The following is a 23,226-nucleotide window of genomic DNA, read 5'->3' on the forward strand; positions in this document are numbered from 1 at the left end:
TGACATTGAAAGTCATCAGTAATTTGACCTTAGGGTTGGAAAAAAGTTCCGATAGTCCTGACTATTGGAGGAAATCACCGATCTCAAAAAGCTCATCATGGCCAAATGGTTAAGTACCTAACCAGTTGGTTATCAGGTATCCAATGACTCAAACAGCGAATTTAAATTCACAGTGTTCAAAAACTCGTCGGCAATTTTTGTCAACTCAGTGGGTTTGAGCACCAGAGCGTTATTGGCGTTTTGTGCAAGTCGTAGGTAGTCATCCTCAAGAGACTGAATTAACACAGAATTACTTTGGATTGAAGACAACATACAACACAGCTCTTCTGGTGAAGATGGATCATGAGCGCCATAGGAGTCTGTATGGTAGGAGCTCCCTAAGAAAGCCTCGATCCAGCAATAAGCCAAAGAGCCGCCATTTGAGTGTGTCACTCCATACAGGTAATGACTGAGGGCCTGATAAATCGCCTCTTTGCATTTTTTTTCTGATTTCTCCAGAAGGAGCTGCTCCTTAATTGATAGCTTAAAGGGCTCCAGAATCTGTTGGTAGCTGCTTATGATTTCAAGCTGTTTTTTCTTGAATTCTTCTAATTCAATTTGACCTCGCTTACTACCCAAGTCGGCCAGCGCTCTGTTGCGTTCCAGTTCTATCGCCTGATATTTTTTGGCTTTTCCCGATAATGTCTTCAATTCCGGATTGTTCTCAGCTTTTTGTTGCAACAGAGCTTCGACCTTTTCATTAATCACTGTGTTGTGCCATAAAATATTTCCCATGATAAATACCGGACGGTGGTTCACCCTGCCCGAGATCGACTGCTCAAACGCAGGTTGGCGCAACAGCAGTCGTTCTACATTCGGAATGCCCCCGGGTTGGTCGGTCCAGCGGATCTGTAAAGATCGCTCGGGGATATTATTTTCAAGGGATTTTGAAAAACCATCATGACAGTGAGTAATGAACCAGGCACCGCGTTCATTCTTTTCGTGGCTATAAAAATCACACCATATCTTGCTATTTTTTTCCCTGTGCAACAGGGTCTGATACCATTTTTTCAGGCAATCTGTGGCTGCAACCTTCAGTTCATCGACTTTTTCAAGTGACTCCAACAGATAATGGTGTTGATCGGCCTTGATAATCTTTTCTTTGTAGAACGACAGTGGATCTAGCCAACCCAATTGCATGGCTGCTTTGGCAAAGTGAATAACCGAAGGGATGGTTAAGTCACTGCATCGCAGTATTTTATTCATTGAAGCCAACCACTGCAGGGGACTTGCTCCGCCCTCAACAATCATTTTTGAGTGCAATGACTTGAGTTGTTCAATGACCTGATCTGCATCATGGCCCATCAATATCTTTATTACTGCATCCGACATCCGATCAAGGGGATTCCCATAGTGGTCGAACGCATCACCGACCAATTGCTCCTCTGAAGAGCGCAATGCTTTTGTCTCTATCAAGATCGAGAAGATCGAGATCGAGATCAAGACACCCATAGATATCAAGATCGAGACACCCATAGAAAAAGCGACTAAATCTCTTTGCTTCCAAAGATTTTCTACCAATCCGCCAGTACTTAGATATTTATCGAGCAATGTACTGTTTGTCTCAAGGACTTTGTGCAGTTTCTCGAAGCTCATATAACAGGCTTCAGCCAGAGCTTGCTGTTGTGCTGAGTCAGCATCTTTCAGGAGATTCTTAATCAGATCCCCGATCTTTGAATCAGTGCTAAACGTTACGACCTCCCCGGAAGACTGCTGGTCAGGTGTAATTTCTATTATGTCCATGGGCGCCCCGCCCAAATCCACTGCCCCCCAGGTTTGGCCTCCATCCACGGAATACTCGGCAAAGCTGTGGATGCGGCTACTAATTTCCCGACAGGGAATCCCGAAATAACGACAGAAAGCTACAAAAACAGGTACACGATGACGACAGCTACCTTGCCGCTGTGTTACCAGGTATTGAAAGAAATTTTTATGCTCTTCTGGTGCAGCGCCACCGGAGAACTGTTCGCAGTATTCCGTGATTGCGCTAATTCGTTGCCTGACGTCTTTAGCGTTTATTATTTTGTGCAACGGTGCCTGTATTTCGGCGGGTTGTTCGTTGATGTTATCAAACAGTTCCTTCATTACGGACCTCATGCCTTCTGAACACTGGACGTCAAAAAAAGCTTCTTTAGCAGCCGTTTTTTTGCCCGGCTTTGTGGGTTCTACGACATAAGTACATTGAAAACTCTGGCCGACTGCGGCCAGAGGAATAAACAGTGTATGCAGCCCGGTATAGTCGTCCCTGATCAGTTTAAATGGCAAACAGGGTTCTATATGCAGGGCCATGATAGTGTCACTGGCCGTCAGGCTGGGCAACAGACATTGACCGTTCTTTGGTGATATCTCAAGGGTCGCCAGCGTTTGATTTCTGGTTAATATCACTTCCTGGTCATTCCCTGGCAACTGGTCAGATGTCAGGGTTTCGATCCCCAGAAGGTGTTTACTATCAAGATTGATCTTTTTGATATCACCCCTGGCAGTGACACGAATATCCCATGCCTGCCAGCGATACATCTCAGGGAAATGCTGCGAATCAAAAACTTTATAAAGTTCAACCTTTTGCGTTTCCTCATCCTCATAGTTCGTCTCTCGGTCCAAAGCCGGAGCTTTTTGTTCCTCGACTTCCGGGTCGTAGGGTTCAGGAGCGTCGTTACCGCCAATAGCTGATGCTGTGTTAATAAAGTCGTTTACCCAGCGCTTCGGCAGATCACTGATCTGATGCCAAAATACGGGCCAGCATTGAACGTCATTGGCCTTCCATGCCTGTATCTGCTTATCAGCCTCCTGAAGATAAGGCTGGAAAGCAGGCCTTTTCAGTGTTTGTGCCTGCTCTTTGGTCAGGGGAAATACGCTATTAGCGTCCACGTCCGTAAGGTCAAACACACCAGCGAACCAGCATTGCTGCCAGTGTCTGTAAAGTGCCTGTGTGAAAATATCGTCCGACTGATCCGGATTCAGGGAAAGACCGAATGCCTGCCATCTGGTCTGGGCCACCATCCTGATGAGTTCCCTTTTGGTTTCCTCTCCAGCTGGACGAGTCTTGATACGAATTTCATGGTTTTTTTCATCAACACCGCTGAGATGACTGCTTCGTACCAACCACGGACGATCAATGTCCGATACTGTCCGATTTAACCATTGGCAAAGTCCGGAATTAAATTCACTTTTCTCCACGGCAAGAGCTGATGACCCGGGCAGATTCTCCAGCGATAGATTGGCGGCCATGAAGAAAAGCTGGTAGTGCTGAGTGAGGTATTGATGAAGTGCTTTATCGGAAAAGTCGCCTCCTCTGAAGACAGCCCTGGCGACATTCTGAAGATCAAGACTGGTCGGCTGCAATGGCAGTTTTCTCTGTTGCAGGTAAGCCCTTAAACGACAATGTTTTTCTGTTAGCTTTTTAGCGACTGATATCCATTCCGGGGACTCTGGCAACACCTTTTCGGCAATGGTCTGTAATTCTGCCGCGTTGTACTGCCGGATGGGTAAATGTCGAAAACGCCCTTTCAGCGCCGGTGATAAGGGTTTACGCCCGCTGTACTCAGGCGGGTTGATGGTGGCAAACAGGTGGAAACCCGGATGGGCGCCACCGGCCAGAATATCGTTCAATTCACCTTCCAGGTGCTGGCTGTCGATCAGATTCATTTCCGAAATCACCACGATGCCGCCATCGTCTTTTGCCTTCTGGATCTTTTCGCACAGTTTGTCCCAGGAACAATCACAGGCATTCAGGTAATGGACTTCCGGCATGGATTCTTGCCGTTGTTCAGCCTGCTTTCTGACACTTTCAATCACCAGGTTCAGCGTGGCATCCTTGCCCCGCCCCGCCGGACCTTCAATCAGTGTCGCCTGACGACCGCCGTGTTTTCTTTTGTGATGATAAGCCTGCTGACAGCGGCTTAAATCCTGTCCAAGTCGTTGCGCCAGTTCACGGACTGCCGATCCGGAGGTATCAAAGTCTGGTCGGATTTTTTCGCTGACTGTACTGAAGGCCTGCTGCATTTCCTCCAGGGTTTTCTTATGAACTCTGTCGCTCAGGGTGTTCTCCGGTTCGTAGCGGGCAGCAAACCAGATTTCCAGTGCCGACAGGGCATCCTGATGTGTTTCGGTGATTTCAGGGCCCAGTACATCCCGAAAACTTTGCTGTATCAAACCGTTTATTTGCCCACAGGTCACACTGCCGCGAGCGGGCTGAGCACGATCCAGATACCAGCCCACCCAGCTGCAGATGTCTGTTAAATCCCTGGGGGTAAACTCATGGTCGGGCAAGAGTTCCTGATAATATTGCCAGAGCGTCATCACACTTTTGCTGGCACTGTGTGCAATGTCGTTTATTTGCTGCTCCAGCAGATGCCGTTGTAGATGCTTTACCAGAGCGGGTTCCACGGCTCCATCCCGAAGGAATGCCTGGTCTAACCGGGGGTAGTAAGCCCTGGGCAGTTTCTCTTTCAGGACCGGGTCCATTTGACGCCCGGCATAATGATCCGGGTTGCCGGTGAGAATCACCCGGTGTTTTTTGCTGACCTTGACAGGATGACCATTCACATAGATGCAGGGTTGCGGTTCCCATAAGCCGTTCAATGATGCCAGTATTCCGGTCTGGGCCAGGTTGGCTTCATCCAGAACCAGGGTAATGTATTCACCGTCTTTGTCGGATTGGGTACCGGCCCATTCCATCAACGCCCGGTTTTGCTGCACCATAGAGCGGTCGCCATCGGCCTGTTGTCGCCACTGCCAGCGTTTCATCAAGGTCTGTTCACTGTCGGAAGGTCCAAGGGAAATGACTGAAGCTTGTCCTGAAGCCCTGGCCATTTTGGCAGAAAAGTAACTTTTCCCGGTGCCGGTTTTTCCCTGCAGGAAGATAACAGGAGAGTCCGTAAGCCGTTCATGGAGCCGGGATAATCGTCGGCTTTCACGATCTTTCTGATCTATCTCGCCGTGATAAAGATCCCTGGCCAGCGCTGACAAAGGCATATCAGTGGAGACCGTCCATTTCAATGATTCAGACAGCCGAAGTACTATACGATCAATGCCTTCTGCCTCAGAATTCGCCGTTCTGGCCATGTAAAAACAATCGCTGGCCAGCGCCTGAATGGCATCGGACCGGGTCTGCCCCGATGGCAAGTGTAACTGCCAGCCAGAAGCCAGCCCATCCTGCAAGCGTTTAATCTGTCTTGATGGCCTGATAGCTAAGGGTAGACAGTGTTTCGCTGCCTGCGGGTCCACCGCCAACTGATAAGCCATTGCCTGTCGATGTTCTTCAGGCCCATGGGCCACAATCAGGGCGCAGACCTTGTCCAGAACTTCTTTTTGAGCCCACCCGGGCAGTGGACTTTCATAGGACAGTTGTAATCCTTCAAAAGGGTTCTCCATCAAGACTGCCGGATCAAAGGCCCGGGTCAGCCGCCAGAGGTTCTGCTTCACAAATCTTCTATCCAACCGCCGGGAACCTTTGATGATGGCCGTTAACTGATCCGGGTCTACCGTGGCGGTCTGATTCTTATCCGGTAACAAGTGCCAACAAGCCACTTTCATAAAATCACGCACAGTCGGGTTCTGTCGGGTGCCATGGGTAATGACGCTATTGATAGCCTTTCGCCAGTGGCAGGGCAGGAGTTGCAAGGACTGGTCAACCTCTTGTGCTCGCCGGGCAGCCAGTATCAGATTGTTCAACAACTCTTCAGTTATTTCTGGCAGTGGGTTACAAAGGTGAACAGGTACGGTTTTAAACGCTTCGTAAAGTTTATAAAGCGCCTGTTCTGGCAGTTCAGTCCGTGGGATACCATGCCTGACGACATTGATATCCCAAAGATCGACCTCAAGACACGGGCTACCTTTGGCGATCATCAGATTAACTATTGACGACTGGCTTTTTGCAGACGCAGGCCAGAGCAGGGTGACATGAGCTTTTGGATAGGCCTGTAATTGGCCATTCACCAACAGAGGTTGTCCAATAATCAAGGGTTCCAGGAGCTGCTGAAGCGTTGGATTAGTCTCCAGCCCCCGCAATACCACCGGCTTGCCAGCGGTTAATTCCTCCTGCAACGCACTCCGACCTTGTCCAAAACGGGCCTTTTGTTCTGAGGTGATATGGATATTATCAAATAGCTGGCTGAAACTGGTCTGTTCATTGACCTGAATGACCAGAGGTGCCTGCGGGAGACCATTGATCCAATAATTTGCCTGAGCATCTTGCTGATATGTCACTGTATCAAAGGCACCAGGATTTCTGACTTTTTCCGGTGGTTTGGGCAGAGGGTATTTATCGTTTTCTGTCAAACCCAGGGCTTTTGGTTGTCCTTTTGCATGAGCCACCTGAAGCCGGGGCTCCAGACCGGTTGTCTTCTGAATAGTCTGCAGTGAGCCCAGCAAACAGAACCAATCTGCCTCAGTGAGAGGAGACGTTACGGTGACGGCACCACCGGCACGAACTTGTTCTAACAGGCAGGTATTAGGAACTGCGAAGCCTTCCGGAGCAATGGCAATCGGGTTCAGCCACTGGGCGATATTACCCTGGTTAATAATAATCGGGTTTCCTGGTGTCTGATCTTTATCAACTCCTTTATCACCTTCTTTGTAACAAGAGCGGGATTGGCTTTGAAACAGTGAATGAAGCTCGTTATTCCCCAACGGCATTTGATAAAACTTAACATCGTCGGGTAACTGACAGACCTTGCCATTGCTCTCAAAACAGTGTTGCGCCAGCATCTGTCGCATGGTCTGTTCAAAGGCCAGATCTTCCCAATCGGCCCCTTTCAGAATCACCCGTTGTCCGGCCCTCAATGTCTCAAGCCTGCCGGGGAGGTGCTGGATTCGCCCCTGTTTATCCACTCCGGGGCCGCCCAGCAGCAACTGTCGCCAGTTGTTGTGCAAGTGACATTCAATAACAACGGTGTTGTCGTCGTCCATAGCACTTTCGGCAGAGGGGAGTTCAGCCAATAACGGAGGTAACTTGTCGGTCTCCATCAATGGGTCATGGCCAGTCTGTGGGTTGAACTGCCAGGTATTTTCCGGTCGGTTAATTCGTCGCCAGAAATCAGCACCGGGGGCATTGCCACTATGGCCAATTGATGCCAGCTGTGCAGGGTCTGCCAGAACCAATAGAGAAACATGCTGGCCCAGAGGGCGCTTCTTCTGGCTGACTTTGTCGTACAGACAGGGGTTATCCGGGTCCAGCAGATCGTTAAATTTGGGCAGCTCTTCGCTGGTGAGCTTTCTAATATCCATCACCAGAGTCAATAGCTGTGAACCTTCGAACAGCTTGCCTGAACCCAGAGTGTGGCGACCCTCTTCGGAAATACTCAACCGGCTCACCAGGTTAGCCTGTAAAAGGTCATCGGGATGGGAAATAAGGGCAACATCACGATGTTCATCACCGTCAGTAGCAACCAAAAGCTGTCGAACCTCGTCATCGCTGGCGACAAAACGAAAATCAAAGGCATTAGAGATCTTTTGAAGCGATGAGTCCGTTGAGGATACCCTTCTCGGTTTACCAGACATCACACCCGGAATTGACAATTTATCGAGTCTGGCAGTTACACTGGTGACCTTGGCAATACTTAGCGGTAAATCCAGCTTTGCTCTTTTGGCAGGCGTGGCAGTATCGTGAACGGGCGCCTTTATTTTTTTACCACAAATACGACCATCCATAGTCCGCCTCCTGACATCTGAAGGATTAAATTGAAAGTGTTTAATGTTTAGACTTTAGAAATGAACGAAAGTTCCATTTAAAGAGATAACCCTGACTATTGGAGGAAATCACCGATCTCAAAAAACTCATCACGGCCAAATGGTTAAGTACTCATCAGGTATCCAATGACTCATACAGCGAATTTAAATTCACAGTGTGCAAAAACTCGTTGGCAATTTTGGTCAAGTCACAGGATTTGATCACCAGAGCGTTACCGGCGTTTTGTGCCTGCTTTAAGTAGGTATCCTCTACAGAACTCTGAAACGATAAAGAGCTGTTAATATGACGCGTCATGTCATACAGCTCTTGTGGTGAGGATGGCTCATGAGCACCATAGGAGTTTTTGTAGCAGGAGTTCCCTAAGGAAGCGTCGACCCAGCAATAGGTCAAAGAGCTGCCTTTTGAGTGTGTCACTCCATACAGATAATGACTGAAGGCCTGACAAATCGCTTCTGAGTATTTGAGTTCTATACCTCTCAGAAGGGACTTCTCTTTATCTGATACCCCAAGGGTCTCCAGAATGCGTCGGTAGCGGCTTTCGATTTCAAGCTGTTTTTTCACGATTTCTTTTAATTTATTTTGATATTGCCAACAAGAAAAACAGAGTTTGTAGGCGTTTTTTCTCTCTTCATCCAAGTCGGCCAGAGCTCTGGTGCATTCCAGTTCTATCGCCTTATATTTTTTGACCTTTTCCGATAATGTCTTCAATTCCGGATTGCTCTCAACTTTTCGTTGGAGCAGGACTTCGGCCTTTTCATCAATCACTGTGTTGCACCAAAAATTGCCTCCCACGATAATTACCGGACGGTGGTTCGCCCTGCCCGAGATCAACTGCTCAAAAGCAGGTTGATGCACCAGCATTCGTTCTATATTCGGAATGCCCCCGGGCTGGTCAGTCCAGCGGCTGTTTAGAGCTCGGTGGGCGATTTTATTTTCAAGGGATTTTGAAAAACCATCATGACAGTGAGTAATCAACAAGGCATCGAGATTATTCTCTTGATGGTCGCTATAAAAATGACACCATTGCTTGCTGTTTTTTCCCCTGTGCAACAGGGTCTGATACCATTTTTTCAGGCAATCTGTGGCTGCAACCTTCAGTTCATCGACGTCTTCAAGTCTCTTCAACAGACAATGGTGTTCACCGGCTCTGATAATTTTTTCTTTGTAGAACGACAGTGGATCTAGCCAACCCAATTGCAGGGCTTTATTGGCAAAGTGTCTAACCGAAGGGTTGGTTAAGTCACTGTACAGCAGTATTTTATTCATTGAACCCAACCACTGCAGAGGGCTTGCTTCTTCCTCAACTACCATTTTTGAGTGCAATGACCTGAGTTGTTCAATGACCTGATCTGCATCATTGTCTAACAATATTTGTCTTACTGCCGACGACATCGGATTATGGGGCTTCCCATATTGGTTGGGCACATTACCGATCAATTTCTTTTCTGAAGCGCTCAGTTCTTTTGTCTCTGTTAATATTGAGACACCCATAGAAAAACCGGCTAAATTTTTTTCCCTCCAAAGATTTTGTACAACTTCGGAAGTACTTGGATTGGGTAATGCGCTGTTTGTCTCAAGGGCTTTGTTCAGTTCCTCAGGGCTCATACCAGAAGCTTTAGTCAGAGCTTGCTGTTGTGCTAAGTCAGCATCGTTCAGGTTTTTTAATTCAGTGCTGAAATCACCAGCCTTTCTGACCTTTTCGGCCTTCCTGGCTTTCCCGGCCTTCCCGGCAGCCTGGTAGAAAGGTGTAGTTTTTGTTACCTTCACCGGCGCCCCGCCCAAATCCGAAGACTCCCAGGTTTGGCCTCCATCTACGGAATACTCAGCAAAGACGTGCTTGAGGCTCTCAATTTGCCGACTGGGAATCTCGAAATAGCGACAAAAAGCAACAAAAACAGGCACACGATGACGACAGCTACCTTGCCGATTTGTTACCAGAAATCGAAAGAAATTTTCACTCTCTTCTGGTTTAGCTGCACCGCAGAACTGTTGGCAGTATTCCGTGATTGCGCTAATTCGTTGCCTGATGTTTTTAGCGTCTATTATTTTCTGCAACGGTGCCTGTACTTTGGCTGGTTGTTCGCCGATGTTTCCAAATATTTCCTTCAGTACGGACCTCACGCCTTCTGAACACTGGACGTCAAAAAAGGCTTCTCTGGCAGCCGTTTTTTTGCCCGGCTTTCCGGGTTCTACGACATAAGTACATTGAAAACTCTGGTCGGCAGCGGCTAGAGGAATAAACAGTGTATGAAGCCCGGTATAGTGGTCCCTGATCAGTTTAAATGGCAAATTAGGTTCTATACACAGGGCCACGATAGAGTCACTGGCCGTCAGGCTGGGCAATGGACATTGACCATTCTTTGGTGATACCCGAAGGGTCGCCAGCGTTTGATCTCCGGTTAATGCGACTTTCTGGTCATTCTCTGGCAACCTTTTAGGTGTGAGGGTTTCGACCCCCAGAAGGTATTTACCATTAAGATTGATCTTTTTGATTTCACCTCTGGCAGTGATACGAATATCTATTGCCTGCCAGCGATACATTTCAGGGGGATGCTGCGAATCAAAAACTTCACAAAGTTCAATCTTCGGTATCTCCTGATCCTCATAGTTCGTTCTTCGATCCAATGCCGGTGCTTCTTTCTCCTCAACTTCCGGATCATAGGGTTCAGGAGCGCTGTCACCGCTAATAGCTGATGCTTGGTTGATAAAAACCTTTGCCCAATGGTTCGACAGATCACTGATCTGCTGCCAAAATGCGGGCCAGCATTGAACGTCATGGGCCTTCCATACCTGTATCTGCTTATCAGCCTCCTGAAGATAAGGCTGGCAAGTCGGCATTTTCAGTATTTGTGCCTGTTCTTTGGTCAGGGGAAATACGCTATTAGCGTCCACTTCGGTAAGGCTAAAATCATCAGCGAACCAGCGTTGCTGCCAGTGTCTGTAGAGAGCCTGTCTGAGAATATCGTCCGACCGATCCGGCTTCAGGGAAAGACCGGATGCCTGCCATCTGGTCTGGGCCACCATCCTGATGAGTTCCGTTTTGGTTTCCTCTTCAGTCAGACGGGTCTTGATACGAATTTCATGTTTTTTTTCATCAACACTGCTGAGATCACTGTTTCGAATCAACCACGGACGATCAATGTCCGATACCGTCCCATTGAACCATTGGCAAAGTCCGGAATTAAATTCATTCTTCCCCATGACAGGAGCCGAAGGCCCGGGCAGTTTCTCCAGCGATAGGTTGGCGGCCATCAGATAAAGCCGGTAGTGCTGATTGAGGCATTGAAGAACGGCTTTTTCGCTAAAATCGCCTCCTCTGGTGATAGCCCTGGCAACATTCTGTAAATCAAGGCTGGTCGGTTGCAACGGTCGTTTTGTGCGTTTCAGGTGAGCCCTTAGAAGACAATGTTTTTCTGTTAGTTTTTTAGCGACGAATGTCCCTTCTGAGGACACTGGCAACACTTTTTCGGCAATGGTCTGTAATTCTGTCGGATTGTACTGCCGGATGGGCAGATGTCGAAAACGCCCTTTCAGCGCCGGTGATAAGGGTTTTCGCCCGCTGTACTCAGGCGGGTTGATGGTAGCAAACAGGTGGAAACCCGGATGGGCGTCACCGGCCAGAATGTCGTTTAACTCACCTTCCAGATACTGGCTGTCAATCAGATTCATTTCTGAAATCACCACTATGCCGCCATCGACTTTTGCCTTCTGGATCTTTTCACACAGTTTCTCCCAGGAACAATCACAGGCGTTCAGGTAAAAGACTTCCGGCATCAATTCTTGCCGTTGTTCGGCCTGCTGTCTGACACTTTCAATCACCAGGTTCAGCGTGGCATCCTTGCCCCGCCCCGCCGGACCTTCAATCAGTGTTGCCTGACGGCCGCCGTGTTTTCTGTCGTGATGATAAGCCTGCTGACAGCGGCTTAAATCCTGCCCAAGCCGTTGCGCCATTTCACGGACTGCCGATCCGGAGGTATCAAAGTCTGGTCGGATTTTTTCGCTGACTGTACTGAAGGCCTGCTGCATTTCCTCCAGGGTCTTGTTATGAACTCTGTCGCTCAGGGTGTTCTCCGGTTGGTAACGAGCAGCAAACCAGATTTCCAGTGCTGACAGGGCATCCTGATGCGTTTCGGTGATTTCAGGGCCCAGTACATCCCGAAAACTTTGCTGTATCAAACTGTTTATTTGCCCACAGGTCACACTGCCGTGAGCGGGCTGAGCTCGATCCAGATACCAGCCCACCCAACTGCAGATGTCTGTTAAATCCCTGGGAGTAAACTCATGCTCTGGCAGCAGTTCCTGATAATATTGCCAGAGTTCCATCACACTGTTGCTGGCACTGTGTGCAATGTCGTTTATTTGCTGCTCCGTCAGATGCTCTTGTAAATGATTGGCCAGAGCCGGTTCCACCACCCTGTCCCTAAGGAATGCCTGGTCCAGGCGGGGGTAGTAAGCCCTGGGCAGTTTCTCTTTCAGGGCCGGGTCCATTTGGCGCCCGGCGTAATGATCGGGGTTGCCGGTGAGAATCACCCGGTGTTTTTCGCTGACCTTGACAGGATGACCATTCACATAGATGCAGGGTTGCGGTTCCCATAAGCCGTTTAATGATGCCAGTAATCCGGCTTTGGCCAGATTGGCTTCATCCAGCACCAGGGTTATGTACTCTCCTCCAACACAGCCTCCGCCTTTGTCGGATTCGGTCTTGGCCCATTCCATCAGTGCCCGGTTTTGCTGCACCATAGAGCGGTCGCCATCGGCATGTTGTCGCCACTGCCAGCGTTTCATCAGGGTCTGTTCGCTGTCAGAAGGTCCAAGAGACAGCACCCAAGCCTGCCCTGAAGTCTTGGCCATTCTGGCAGAAAAGTAACTTTTCCCGGTGCCGGTTTCTCCCTGCAGAAAGATAACGGGAGAGTCGGTAAGCCGGTCATGGAGTCGGGATAATCGACGACTTTCACGATCCTTCTGACTTATCTCGCCGTGATAAAGATCCCGGGCCAGAGTTGACAAGGGCATATCAGTGGAACCTTGCCAAGCCATTGATTCAAACAGTCGATGTTTTATGCGTTCAATGCCTTCTGCTTCAGAATTGGCTGTCCTGACGATGTAGAAACAATCGTTGGCCAGCGCGTGAATAGCATCGGACCGGGTCTGCCCCGATGGCAAGTTTAACTGCCAGCCAGAAGCCAGTGCATCCTGCAAACGTTTAATCTGTCTTGATGGCCTGATGGTTAAGGGTAGATAAAGTTTCGCTGCCTCCGGATCGACTTTCAACTGATACGCCATGGCCTGTCGTTGTTCCTCAGGCCCATGGGCCACGATCAGGGCGCAGACCTTGTCCAGAACTTCTTTTTGAGCCCACCCGGGCAGTGGACTTTCATAGGACAGTTGTAATCCTTCAAACGGGTTATCCGTCAAGACTGCCGGATCAAGGGCCCGGGTCAGCGGCCAGAGGTTTTGCCTCACAAACCTTCTATCCAACCGCCGGGAACCGTTGATGATGGCCGTTAACTGATCCGGGTCTACCGTGGTGGTCTGATTCTTATCCGGTAACAATTGCCAACAAGCCACTTTCATAAAATCACGCACAGTCGGGTTCTGTCGGGTGCCATGGGTGATGACGCTATTGATAGCCTTTCGCCAGTGGCAGGGCAGGAGTTGCAGGGACTGGTCAACCTGCTGTGCTTGCCGGGCAGCCAGTATCAGATTGTTTAACAACCCTTCAGTTATTGACGGCAGTGGGTTACAAAGCCGGGCAGGTACGGTTTTAAACGCTTCGTAAAGTTTATAAAGCTCCTGTTCTGGCAGTTCAGTCCGTGGGATACCATGCCTGACGACATTGATATCCCAAAGGTCAACCTCAAGACACGGGCTACCTTTGGCGATCATCAGATTAACTATTGACGACGTGCTTTTTGCAGACGCAGGCCAGAGCAGGGTGACATGAGCTTTTGGATAGGCCTGTAATTGGCCATTCACCAACAGAGGTTGTCCAATAATCAGGGGTTCCAGAAGCTGCTGAAGCGTTGGATTAGTCTCCAGCCCCCGCAATACCACCGGCTTGCCAGCGGTTAATGCCTCCTGCAACGCACTCCGACCTTGTCCAAAACGGGCCTTTTGTTCCGAGGTGATATGGATGTTATCAAATAGCTGGCTGAAACTGGTCTGTTCATTGACCTGAATGACCAGGGGGGCTTGCGGGAGACCATTGATCCAATGATTTGCCTGGGCAGATCGTTGATAAGTCACGGTATCAAAGGCAGCGCGATTTCTGACTTTTTCCGGTGGTTTGGGCAGAGGGTATTTATCGTTTTCTGTCAAACCCAGGGCTTTTGGTTGTCCTTTTGCATGAGCCACCTGAAGTCGGGGCTCCAGGCCGGTTGTCTTCTGAATCGTCTGCAGTGAGCCCAGCAAACAAAACCAGTCTACCTCAGTAAGAGGAGACGTTACGGTGACGACACCACCGGCACGAACCTGTTCCAACAGGCAGGTATTAGGAACTGCGAAGCCTTCCGGGGCGATGGCAATTGGGTTCAGCCATTGAACAATATTACTCTCGTTAATGAGGATGAGGTTTGCTGGTGCCTGCTCTTTATCAAGTCCTTTGTCACCCTGTTTGTTATGAGAGTGGGACAAACTTTGCAGCAGTGAATGAAGCTCGTCCTTCCCTACCGGCATCTGATAAAACTGAACATCGTCGGGTAACTGACAGATCTTGCCATTGCTCTCAAAACACTGTTGCGCCAGCATCTGTCGAAGGGTCTGTTCAAAGGCAAGATCTTCCCAGTCGGCCCCCTTCAGTATCACCCGTTGTCCGGCCTTCAATAGCTCAAGCTTGCCGGGAAGATGCTGGATTTGCCCCTGTTTATCCACCCCGGGGCCGCCCAGCAACAACTGTCGCCAGTTGCTGTGCAAATGGCAGTCAATTAAAACACTATTGTCGTCGTCCATAACACTTTCGGCAGAGGGGAGTTCAGCCAATAACGGAGGTACCTTGTCGATCTCCACTGATGGGTCATTGCCAGTCTGTGCGTTGAACTGCCAGGTATTTTCCGGTCGATTAATTCTACGCCAGAAATCAGCGCCAGGTGCGTCATCACGCCTGCCAAGCGATGTCAGCTGAGCAGGGTCTGCCAGAACCAATAAAGAAACATGCTGACCCAGGGGGCGCTTCTCCTGGCTGACTTTGTCGTACAGACAGGGGCTATCCGGGTCCAGCAGATCGTTAAATTTGGGCAGCTCTTCGCTGGTGAGCTTTCGAATATCCATTATCAGAGTCAATGGCTGTGAACCTTCGAACAGCTTGCCTGAACCCAGAGTGTGGCGACCCTCTTCGGAAATACTCAACCGGCTCACCAGGTTAGCCTTTAAAAGGTCATCGGGATGGGAAATAAGCGCAACATCAAGATGTTCATCACGGGTAGTGGCAATCAAAAGCTGTCGAACCTCGTCATCGCTGGCGACAAAACGAAAATCGAAGGAATGAGTCGTCTTTTGGAGCGAGGAATCCGTTGCGGAGATGGTTCTCACTTTGTCAGGCAAGGTCTCTGAAGTTGGCGATCTCTTTAGTCTGGATCTTACTTCAGAGCAGATTTCTACATCCTGCTTTTCCTTTGACGATATACCCAGCTTTGCCATCTTGGCTGCCACGTCATGATCATGCAGGCTACGATCATGAACGCGTTTTTTGGTACCTCCGGCAATTTGACCATCCATAGTCAATCTCCCTCTCAACTGTCATTTGAAAATTCTTTAACGATTAGACCTTAAGGTGGGAGTAAAGTTCCATTTTGGTCGTTATTCGTTGCCATTGGGGGAAGTCCCCTATCTCGAATAACGCATCATGGCAAGACGGTTATCAGGTATCCAATGACTCATAAATCGAATTCAAATTCACGGTGTTCACAAACTCTCCGGCAATTTTTGTCAGCTCATCGGATTTGAGCACCAGAGCGTTACTGGCGTTTTGTACCTGCCTTAAATAGGCATCCTTGACAGATTCCTGAAAACAGGGAGAGCTATTGATTGAAAACATCATGGCATTCAGCTCCTCTGGTGAGGATGGATCGTGAGCGCCATATAAATCTGTGAAGCAGCCAAATATAGAAGCATTGGCCCAACAATAGTTTAAACAACCGCCCTTCGAGTGCGTCACTCCATAGAGATAATGACTGAAGGCGTGCTGAATTGCTTTCTTGCATTTGTCTTGTAAATCATCCACAAGTTTCTGCTCCCCGGGTGATAGCTCAGAGGGTTCTGTTGCGGATTTGTTCCTGCTTTTGGCATCAAGCTGTTTTTTCAGGTTCGGGCTGCTCTCAACTATTCGTTGAAAAAGGGCTTCGGCTTTTTCATTAATCATTGTGTTGTCCCAGGAAGGTTGCCCCAGGATAATCACCGGACGGTGGGCCGCCTTACCCGAGCTTGACTGCTCAAACGCAGGATGGCGCACCAGCATTCGTTCTATATTTGGCGTGCCCTCAGGGTCGTCCGTCCAGGCAGTCTGCAAGGATGAGAGGACTATTTTATTTTTAAGGAATGGCGAAAACCCATCATGACAATGAGTGACCAACAAGGTGTCACCTTTCTTCTTTTGGAAGATTGCATAACCTGTCTTCCACATGTGGCTATTTTTTTTCTTGGGCAAAAGATCCCTGTACCACTTTTTGAGACAGCGGGTGGCTTCAACCTTCAGTTCATCAACAGCTTCCAGACGCACTAATAGCCGATGATGGTCATGGGTATTTCCGGCGTTCCAATCATCGTGCGGCGGTGTTTCCAGCCAGCCCGATTTCAGGGCTTTTCGGGCAAAGCGCATAACCGCAGGGTTGGCCAGGTCACTGCCCTTCAGTATATGCACTATTGAATCCAACCAATTGACAGGACTCGCTCCGGCCTGAACAATCATTTTTGAATGAAGTAACTTCAGCTGTTCAGTGATTTGGTCCTCATGAGTGTTGGACAATATATGTTTGACTGCTTCCGACATCGGTCTGATGACATTCCCATCGTTGTCAACCATAAAACCGACCAATCCCTGCTTTTTATTGTCAAGTGCCTCTGTCTCCAGTGACTCCAGAAGTGAGACGCCCATGGAAAAACCGGTCAGATTTTTTTCCTTCCAAAGGTTCTTGACGATTTCGGAAATACCCAGATTGGTTTCTGGCAACGCTCTTTTTGTCTCAAGGGCCTGGTTCAGTTCCTCCAGACTCATATCACAGGCTTTAGCCAGAGTTTGCTGTTGTGCCAGATCTGCCCCTTTCAGGATATCCCTCAGAAACTCCTTAATCTTCATTAACTCAGTGCTGGAATCATTGAGATTCCTGTTGCGCTGGAAGTCAGGTGTCATTGTTTTTGTCCGTCCGGGCGATCCGCCCAAATCCACTGATTTCCAGGTTTGTCCTCCATCCGGAGAATACTCTGCAAAGCTGTGGATAAAACTATTTATTTGCCGACATGGAATCCCAAAATAACGGCAAAAAGCAATAAAAACAGGCACGCGATGACGACAGCTACCTTGCCGCCGTGTGACGAGAAATTTGAAGAAATTTTTATTAGGCTCTGGTTGAGCCGTACCGGAAAACCCTTTGCAATAGTCCGTGATTGCCCGAACGCGCTGCATCGTGCCTTTAGCGTCTTTTATGGTCTGCAAAGGTTTCTGTATTTCGTCTGGCTGTCCGGCAATGTTTGCAAACAGTTTGTTCAGTACGGTTTTTATATTATTTGAACAGTGGGTGTCCAAAAGTGTTGAACGTTCTCGTTGAGTTCGTCTGGCAGGTGTTTTTTTAACCACTTCTCTGGGTTCTACGACATAAGCCACTTGAATACCAGAGTCGGCTTTGGCTTCGGGAATAAACAGCGTGTGCAGCCCGGTATATTCGTCTCTGATCAGGGTGAATGGTAAATCAGATTCTATACGCAAGGCCACGATATAGTCGTAAGGGCTCAGACTGGGCAAAGTATGTTGACGTTTGTTCGGTGAACAGTTAACGACTGCCAGCGTTTGATTGCTGGCTAATGTCACTTTCTGGTCAGGCCCCGGCAACCGCTCAGGCATGAGGGTTTCGACTCCCTCAATGTGTATATCATTAATATTCATCCGCATGATATCACCCCTGGCAGTCACAAAAATATCTTCTGCCGAACAGCGATACATACGGGAAGAATACCTCCAGGTATCAAAAATTTTATAATCCGTATCTGTTGCTTCCTTCCGGAGATCATAATCCGTTTCCCGATCCAATGCCCGAGTCAGTTTGCTATGGGCTTGCGGAATGTATTTTTCAGGAGCTTTATTACCGCCAATCGCCAACGCTTCGCTAATAGTTTGTGGCTTATAGTTCATTCTCTGATCCAATGCCGGAGCCTGTTTCCCGTGGACTTTTGGAATGTATTGTTCAGCAGGGCTATCATCGCCCATAGCCAGCGCTTCGTTCATAGAATTGCCAAACAGACGGTTCGGCAAATTCCTTATCTGCTCCCAAAACTCAGGCCAGCATTGAACTGCATTGGAATTCCACGCCTTTATCCGCTGATCAGCCTCCTGAAGATAAGGCTGGGAAACCAGCATTTTCAGTGCTTGTTTCTCTTCTTCCGTCAAGGGAAATGCGCTATTGGCATCCACGCCTGTTCGGCCAAAATTATGATTAAACCAGCTTTGCTGCCAGTATCGGTAGAGTGCCCGGGTGCAAATATCGTCGGACCGATCCGGCTTCAGGGGAAGACCTGATGCCTGCCAATTTGTCTGAGCCAAACGCCTGACGATTTCGGTTTTCGCTTCCTCTTCATCCAGATGAGTATCAATTTGAATTTCATGGTTTTTTTCGTCAATACTGTTGCAATCACTTCGTCGTATGAGCCACGGACGACCAATGCCCGATACTGTTTGGTAGAACCAGACGCAAATTTCAGGAACAAGTTCAGTCCCACTCGTGGCAGGAACCGGTGATTCTGGCAGTGCCTCCAGCGACAGGTTGGCGGCCATCAGATAAAGCCGGTAGTGCTGATAGAAGCATTGATGAAGGCCGGTTTCGGTAAAATTACCTTCTCTGATAACGGCCCTGGCCACATTCTGTAAATCATGACTGGTCGGCTGCAACGGCAGTTTTTGCTGTTGCAGGTAAGCCCTTAAAAGACAATGTTTTTCTGTCAGCTGTTTAGCGGCGAATGTCCCTTCTGAGGACTCTGGCAACACTTTTTCGGCAATGGTCTGTAATTCTGCCGCGTTGTATTGCCGGATGGGCAAATGTCGAAAACGCCCTTTCAGCGCCGGCGATAAGGGTTTTCGTCCGCTGTATTCAGGCGGGTTGATGGTGGCAAACAGGTGGAAACCCGGATGGGCGTCACCGGCCAGAATATCGTTCAATTCACCTTCCAGATGCTGGCTGTGGATCAGATTCATTTCTGAAATGACCACGATGCCGCCATCGACTTTTGCCTTCTGGATCGCTTCACACACTTTGTCCCAGGAACAATCACAGGCATTCAGGTAAAAGACTTCCGGCATGGACTCTCCCTGTCGCTTAGCCTCCTTTCTGACACTTTCAATCACCAGGTTCAGCGTGGCATCCTTGCCCCGTCCGGCCGGGCCTTCAATCAGTGTCGCCTGACGACCGCCGTGTTTTCTGTCGTGATGATAAGCCTGCTGACAGCGGTTTAAATCCTGTCCAAGCCGTTGCGCCAGCTCACGGACTGTCGATCCGGAGGTATCAAAGTCTGGTCGGATTTTTTCGCTGACTGTACTGAAGGTCTGCTGCATTTCCTGCAGAGTGTGTTCCTGAACTCTGTCGCTCAGGGTGTTCTCCGGTTGGTAACGGGCAGCAAACCAGATTTCCAGCGCTGACAGGGCATCCTGATAAGTTTCGGTGATTTCCGACCCCAGTACATCCCGAAAACTATGTTGTATCAAACTGTTTATTTGCCCACAGGTCACACTGCCGCGAGCGGGCAGGGCTCGATCCAGATACCAGCCCACCCAACTGCAGATATCGGTTAAATCCCTGGGGGTAAACTCATGGTCGGGCAAGAGTTCCTGATAATATTGCCAAAGTGCCATCACACTTTGGGTGGCACTGTGTGCAATGTCGTTTATTTGCTGCTCCGGCAGATGCCGTTGTAAATGCTTGACCAAAGCCGGTTCCACCACTCTGTCGCGAAGGAATGCCTGATCCAGGCGAGGGTAGTAAGTTGTCGGCAGTTTCTCTTTCAGAGCCGGGTCCATTTGACGCCCGGCGTAATGATCCGGGTTGCCAGTGAGAATAACCCGGTGTTTTGGGCCGACCCTGACAGGGTGACCATTCACGTAAATGCAGGGCTCCGGTTCCCATAAGCCGTTCAATGATGCCAGCAATCCGGCTTTGGCCAGGTTGGCTTCATCCAGAACCAGAGTGACATAGTGTCCATCCTTCCCGGACGGAGTGTTGGCCCATTCCATCAGCGCCCTGTTTTGCAGTTTCATGGAGCGATCACCATCGGTGTGCTCTTGCCACTGCCAGCGTTTCATCAGGGTTTTTTCGCTGTCAGAAGGCCCAAGGGAAATGACCGCAGCCTGTCCTGAAGTTTTTGCCAATTTGGCGGAAAAGTAACTTTTGCCGGTGCCGGTTTCTCCCTGCAGGAAGATAACAGGAGAATCTGTAAGCCGGTCGTGGAGTCGGGATAATCGACGACTTTCACGATCTTTCTGACTTATCTCGCCGTGATAAAGATCCCGGGCCAGTGCTGGCAGGGGCATATCAGTGGAGCCCGTCCATTTCAGTGATTCAGCCAGTCGATGTTCAATGCGTGCAATGCCTTTTGCCTCAGAATTCGCTGTTCTGGCGCTATGAAAACAATCAGTGGCCAGGGCGTGAATGGTATCGGATCGGGTCTGCCCTTTTTGCAAAGATAATTGCCAGCCAGAAGCCAGTGCGTCTTGCAAACGTTTGATCTGTCTTGATGGCATGATGGCTAAATATTGATATTGCTCTGTCGTTTCCGGATCGACTTGCAACTGATACGCTATTTTATCTCGTTGTTCTTCAGGAGCATGGGCCAGGATCATGCCAAAGAGCTCGTCCAGAAATTTTTTTTCAGTTGTTTCATGACACCGTGTAAAGGGAGAGTCATAGGAAAGATGCAAGCCTTCAGACCGTTTGCCCTCTGAGAATGCAAGATTAAACACTCTGATCAGTGGCCACAGGTTTTGAGTCACAAACTTTCTATCAAACCGGGGGGCACCCTTGATGATGGCGTTTAAGCGATCCGGGTCTACCGAGGCGGTTTGATCCTTATCCCGTAATAACTGCAAACAAGCCACTTTCATAAAATCACGCACTGACGGATGTTGTCGGGTGCCATGTGTGATGATGCTATTGATGGCCTTGCGCCAGTGGCGGGGTAAAAGCCGTGGCGACTGGTCGACCTGCTGTGCTCGCCGGGCAGCCATTATCAGATTGTGCAACAATCCTTCGGTCATTTCAGGCAGGGGGTTACACAGGTGGGCAGGTACGGTTTTAAAGGCTTCGTAAAGTTCATCAAGTGCTTGTTCTGGCAGCTCAGTCCGGGAGATACCATGTTTATGAGCACTAATATCCCAGAGATCGGGCTCGGGACCAGGTTCACCTGTGGCAACCATTGAATTAACTATTGAAGATGAGCTTCTTGCAGACTCAGGCCAGAAGAGGGTGACACGAGCTTTTGGGTAGGCCTGCAGTTGGCCATTCACTAGCAAAGGTTCCCCAACAACCAGAGGTTCCAGAAGTTGCTGAAGCGCCGGATTGCTGTCCAGTCCCAGCAGTACAACCGGTTTGCCAGTGGTTAATGCCTTCTGCAATTGACTTGGATGTCGTCTAAAATGCGCCTTTTGTTCCGAGGCGATATGGATATTATCAAAGAGCTGGCTGAAGCTGGTCTGTTCATTGACCTGAATGACCAGAGGGGCTTCCTGCTGTTCACTGATCCAGTGACTTGCCTGAGCGTATTGCTGATAAGTGACGAAATGAAAGGCGGCCTGATTTCTGATTTCTTCCTGTGGCCTGGACAGAGGGCGCTCATCTTTTTCTGTCAATCCCAGGGCTTTCGGTTGCTTTTTCCAGTGGGCTACCTGAAGTTGCGGCTCCAGGCCGGTCATCTCGCGAATAGTCACCAATGATCCCAGCAAACGAAACCAGAGAACCTCAGTGAGGGGAGACGTTACGGTGACTGAACCTCCCGCCCGAATCTGTTCTAACAGACAGTTGTTTGGTACTGCATAGCCTTCCGGGGCAATGGCAATCGGGCTCAGCCATTCACTGATATTACTCTCGTTAATAATGATCGGGATTCGTAGAGCAGAGTCTTTATTGTCACCTTCTTTGACAAGAGAGTGCGACAGACTCAGGAACAGTGAATGAAGCTCGTTATTCCCAACCGGCATTTGATAAAACTGAACATCGTCGGGTAACGGACAGATCTTCCCGTTGCTCTCAAAACACTGTTGCGTCAGCATCTGTCGAATGGTCTGCTCAAAGGCCAGATCTTCCCAGTCGGCCCCTTTCAGAATCACCCGTTGTCCGGCCCTCAATGACTCAAGCCTGCCGGGCAGGTGCTGGATTCGCCCCTGTTTATCCACTCCGGGGCCGCCCAGCAGCAACTGTCGCCAGTTGCTGTGCAAATGGCAGTCAATTAAAACACTATTGTCGTCGTCCATAACACTTTCGGCAGAGGGGAGTTCAGCCAATAACGGAGGTACCTTGTCGATCTCCACTGATGGGTCATTGCCAGTCTGTGCGTTGAACTGCCAGGTATTTTCCGGTCGATTAATTCTACGCCAGAAATCAGCGCCAGGTGCGTCATCACGCCTGCCAAGCGATGTCAGCTGAGCAGGGTCTGCCAGAACCAATAAAGAAACATGCTGACCCAGGGTGCGCTTCTCCTGGCTGACTTTGTCGTACAGACAGGGGCTATCCGGGTCCAGCAGATCGTTAAATTTGGGCAGCTCTTCGCTGGTAAGCTTTCGAATATCCATTACCAGAGTCAATGGCTGTGAACCTTCGAACAGCTTGCCTGAACCCAGAGTGTGGCGACCCTCTTCGGAAATACTCAACCGGCTCACCAGGTTAGCCTTTAAAAGGTCATCAGGATGGGAAACAAGGGCAACATCAAGATGTTCATCACGGGTCCTGGCAATCAAAAGCTGTCGAACCTCGTCATCACTGTCGACAAAACGAAAATCGAAGGAATGAGTCGCCTTTTGGAGCGAGGAATCCGTTGCGGAGATGGTTCTCACTTTGTCAGGCAAGGTCTCCGAAGAGGGAGATCTCTTTAATCTGGACCTTACTTCAGAGCAGATTTCTACATCCTGCTTTTCCTCTGACGATATACCCAGCTTTGCCATCTTGGCTGCCACGTCATGATCATGCAGGCTACGATCATGAACGCGTTTTTTGGTACCTCCGGCAATTTGACCATCCATAGTCAATCTCCCTCTCAACTGTCATTTGAAGGACTTTATTGAAATTGTTAAATGGTTAGACCTGTAAGGTGTG

At 49.2% G+C, this 23,226-nt stretch carries 3 protein-coding genes; all 3 read right to left on the minus strand.

Translation table 11 applies throughout. The features are described from left to right. Positions 1-132 precede the first annotated feature (132 nt). Positions 133-7,689, minus strand: a complete 7,557-nt coding sequence (locus ACOMHB_RS22635; protein WP_448218313.1) for an AAA family ATPase — start codon at positions 7,687-7,689, stop codon at positions 133-135. A gap of 154 nt (positions 7,690-7,843) precedes the next feature. Further along, a complete protein-coding gene (locus ACOMHB_RS22640) occupies positions 7,844-15,442 on the minus strand; it encodes an AAA family ATPase (RefSeq protein ID WP_448218314.1) in 7,599 nt (2,532 codons plus the stop codon). Between the two features lie 142 nt (positions 15,443-15,584). Further along, on the minus strand, positions 15,585-23,153 hold the full coding sequence (locus ACOMHB_RS22645; protein ID WP_448218315.1) for an AAA family ATPase: 7,569 nt from the start codon (positions 23,151-23,153) through the stop codon (positions 15,585-15,587). Positions 23,154-23,226: the final 73 nt, after the last annotated feature.

It is taken from the genome of Endozoicomonas sp. 2B-B (assembly GCF_053470045.1).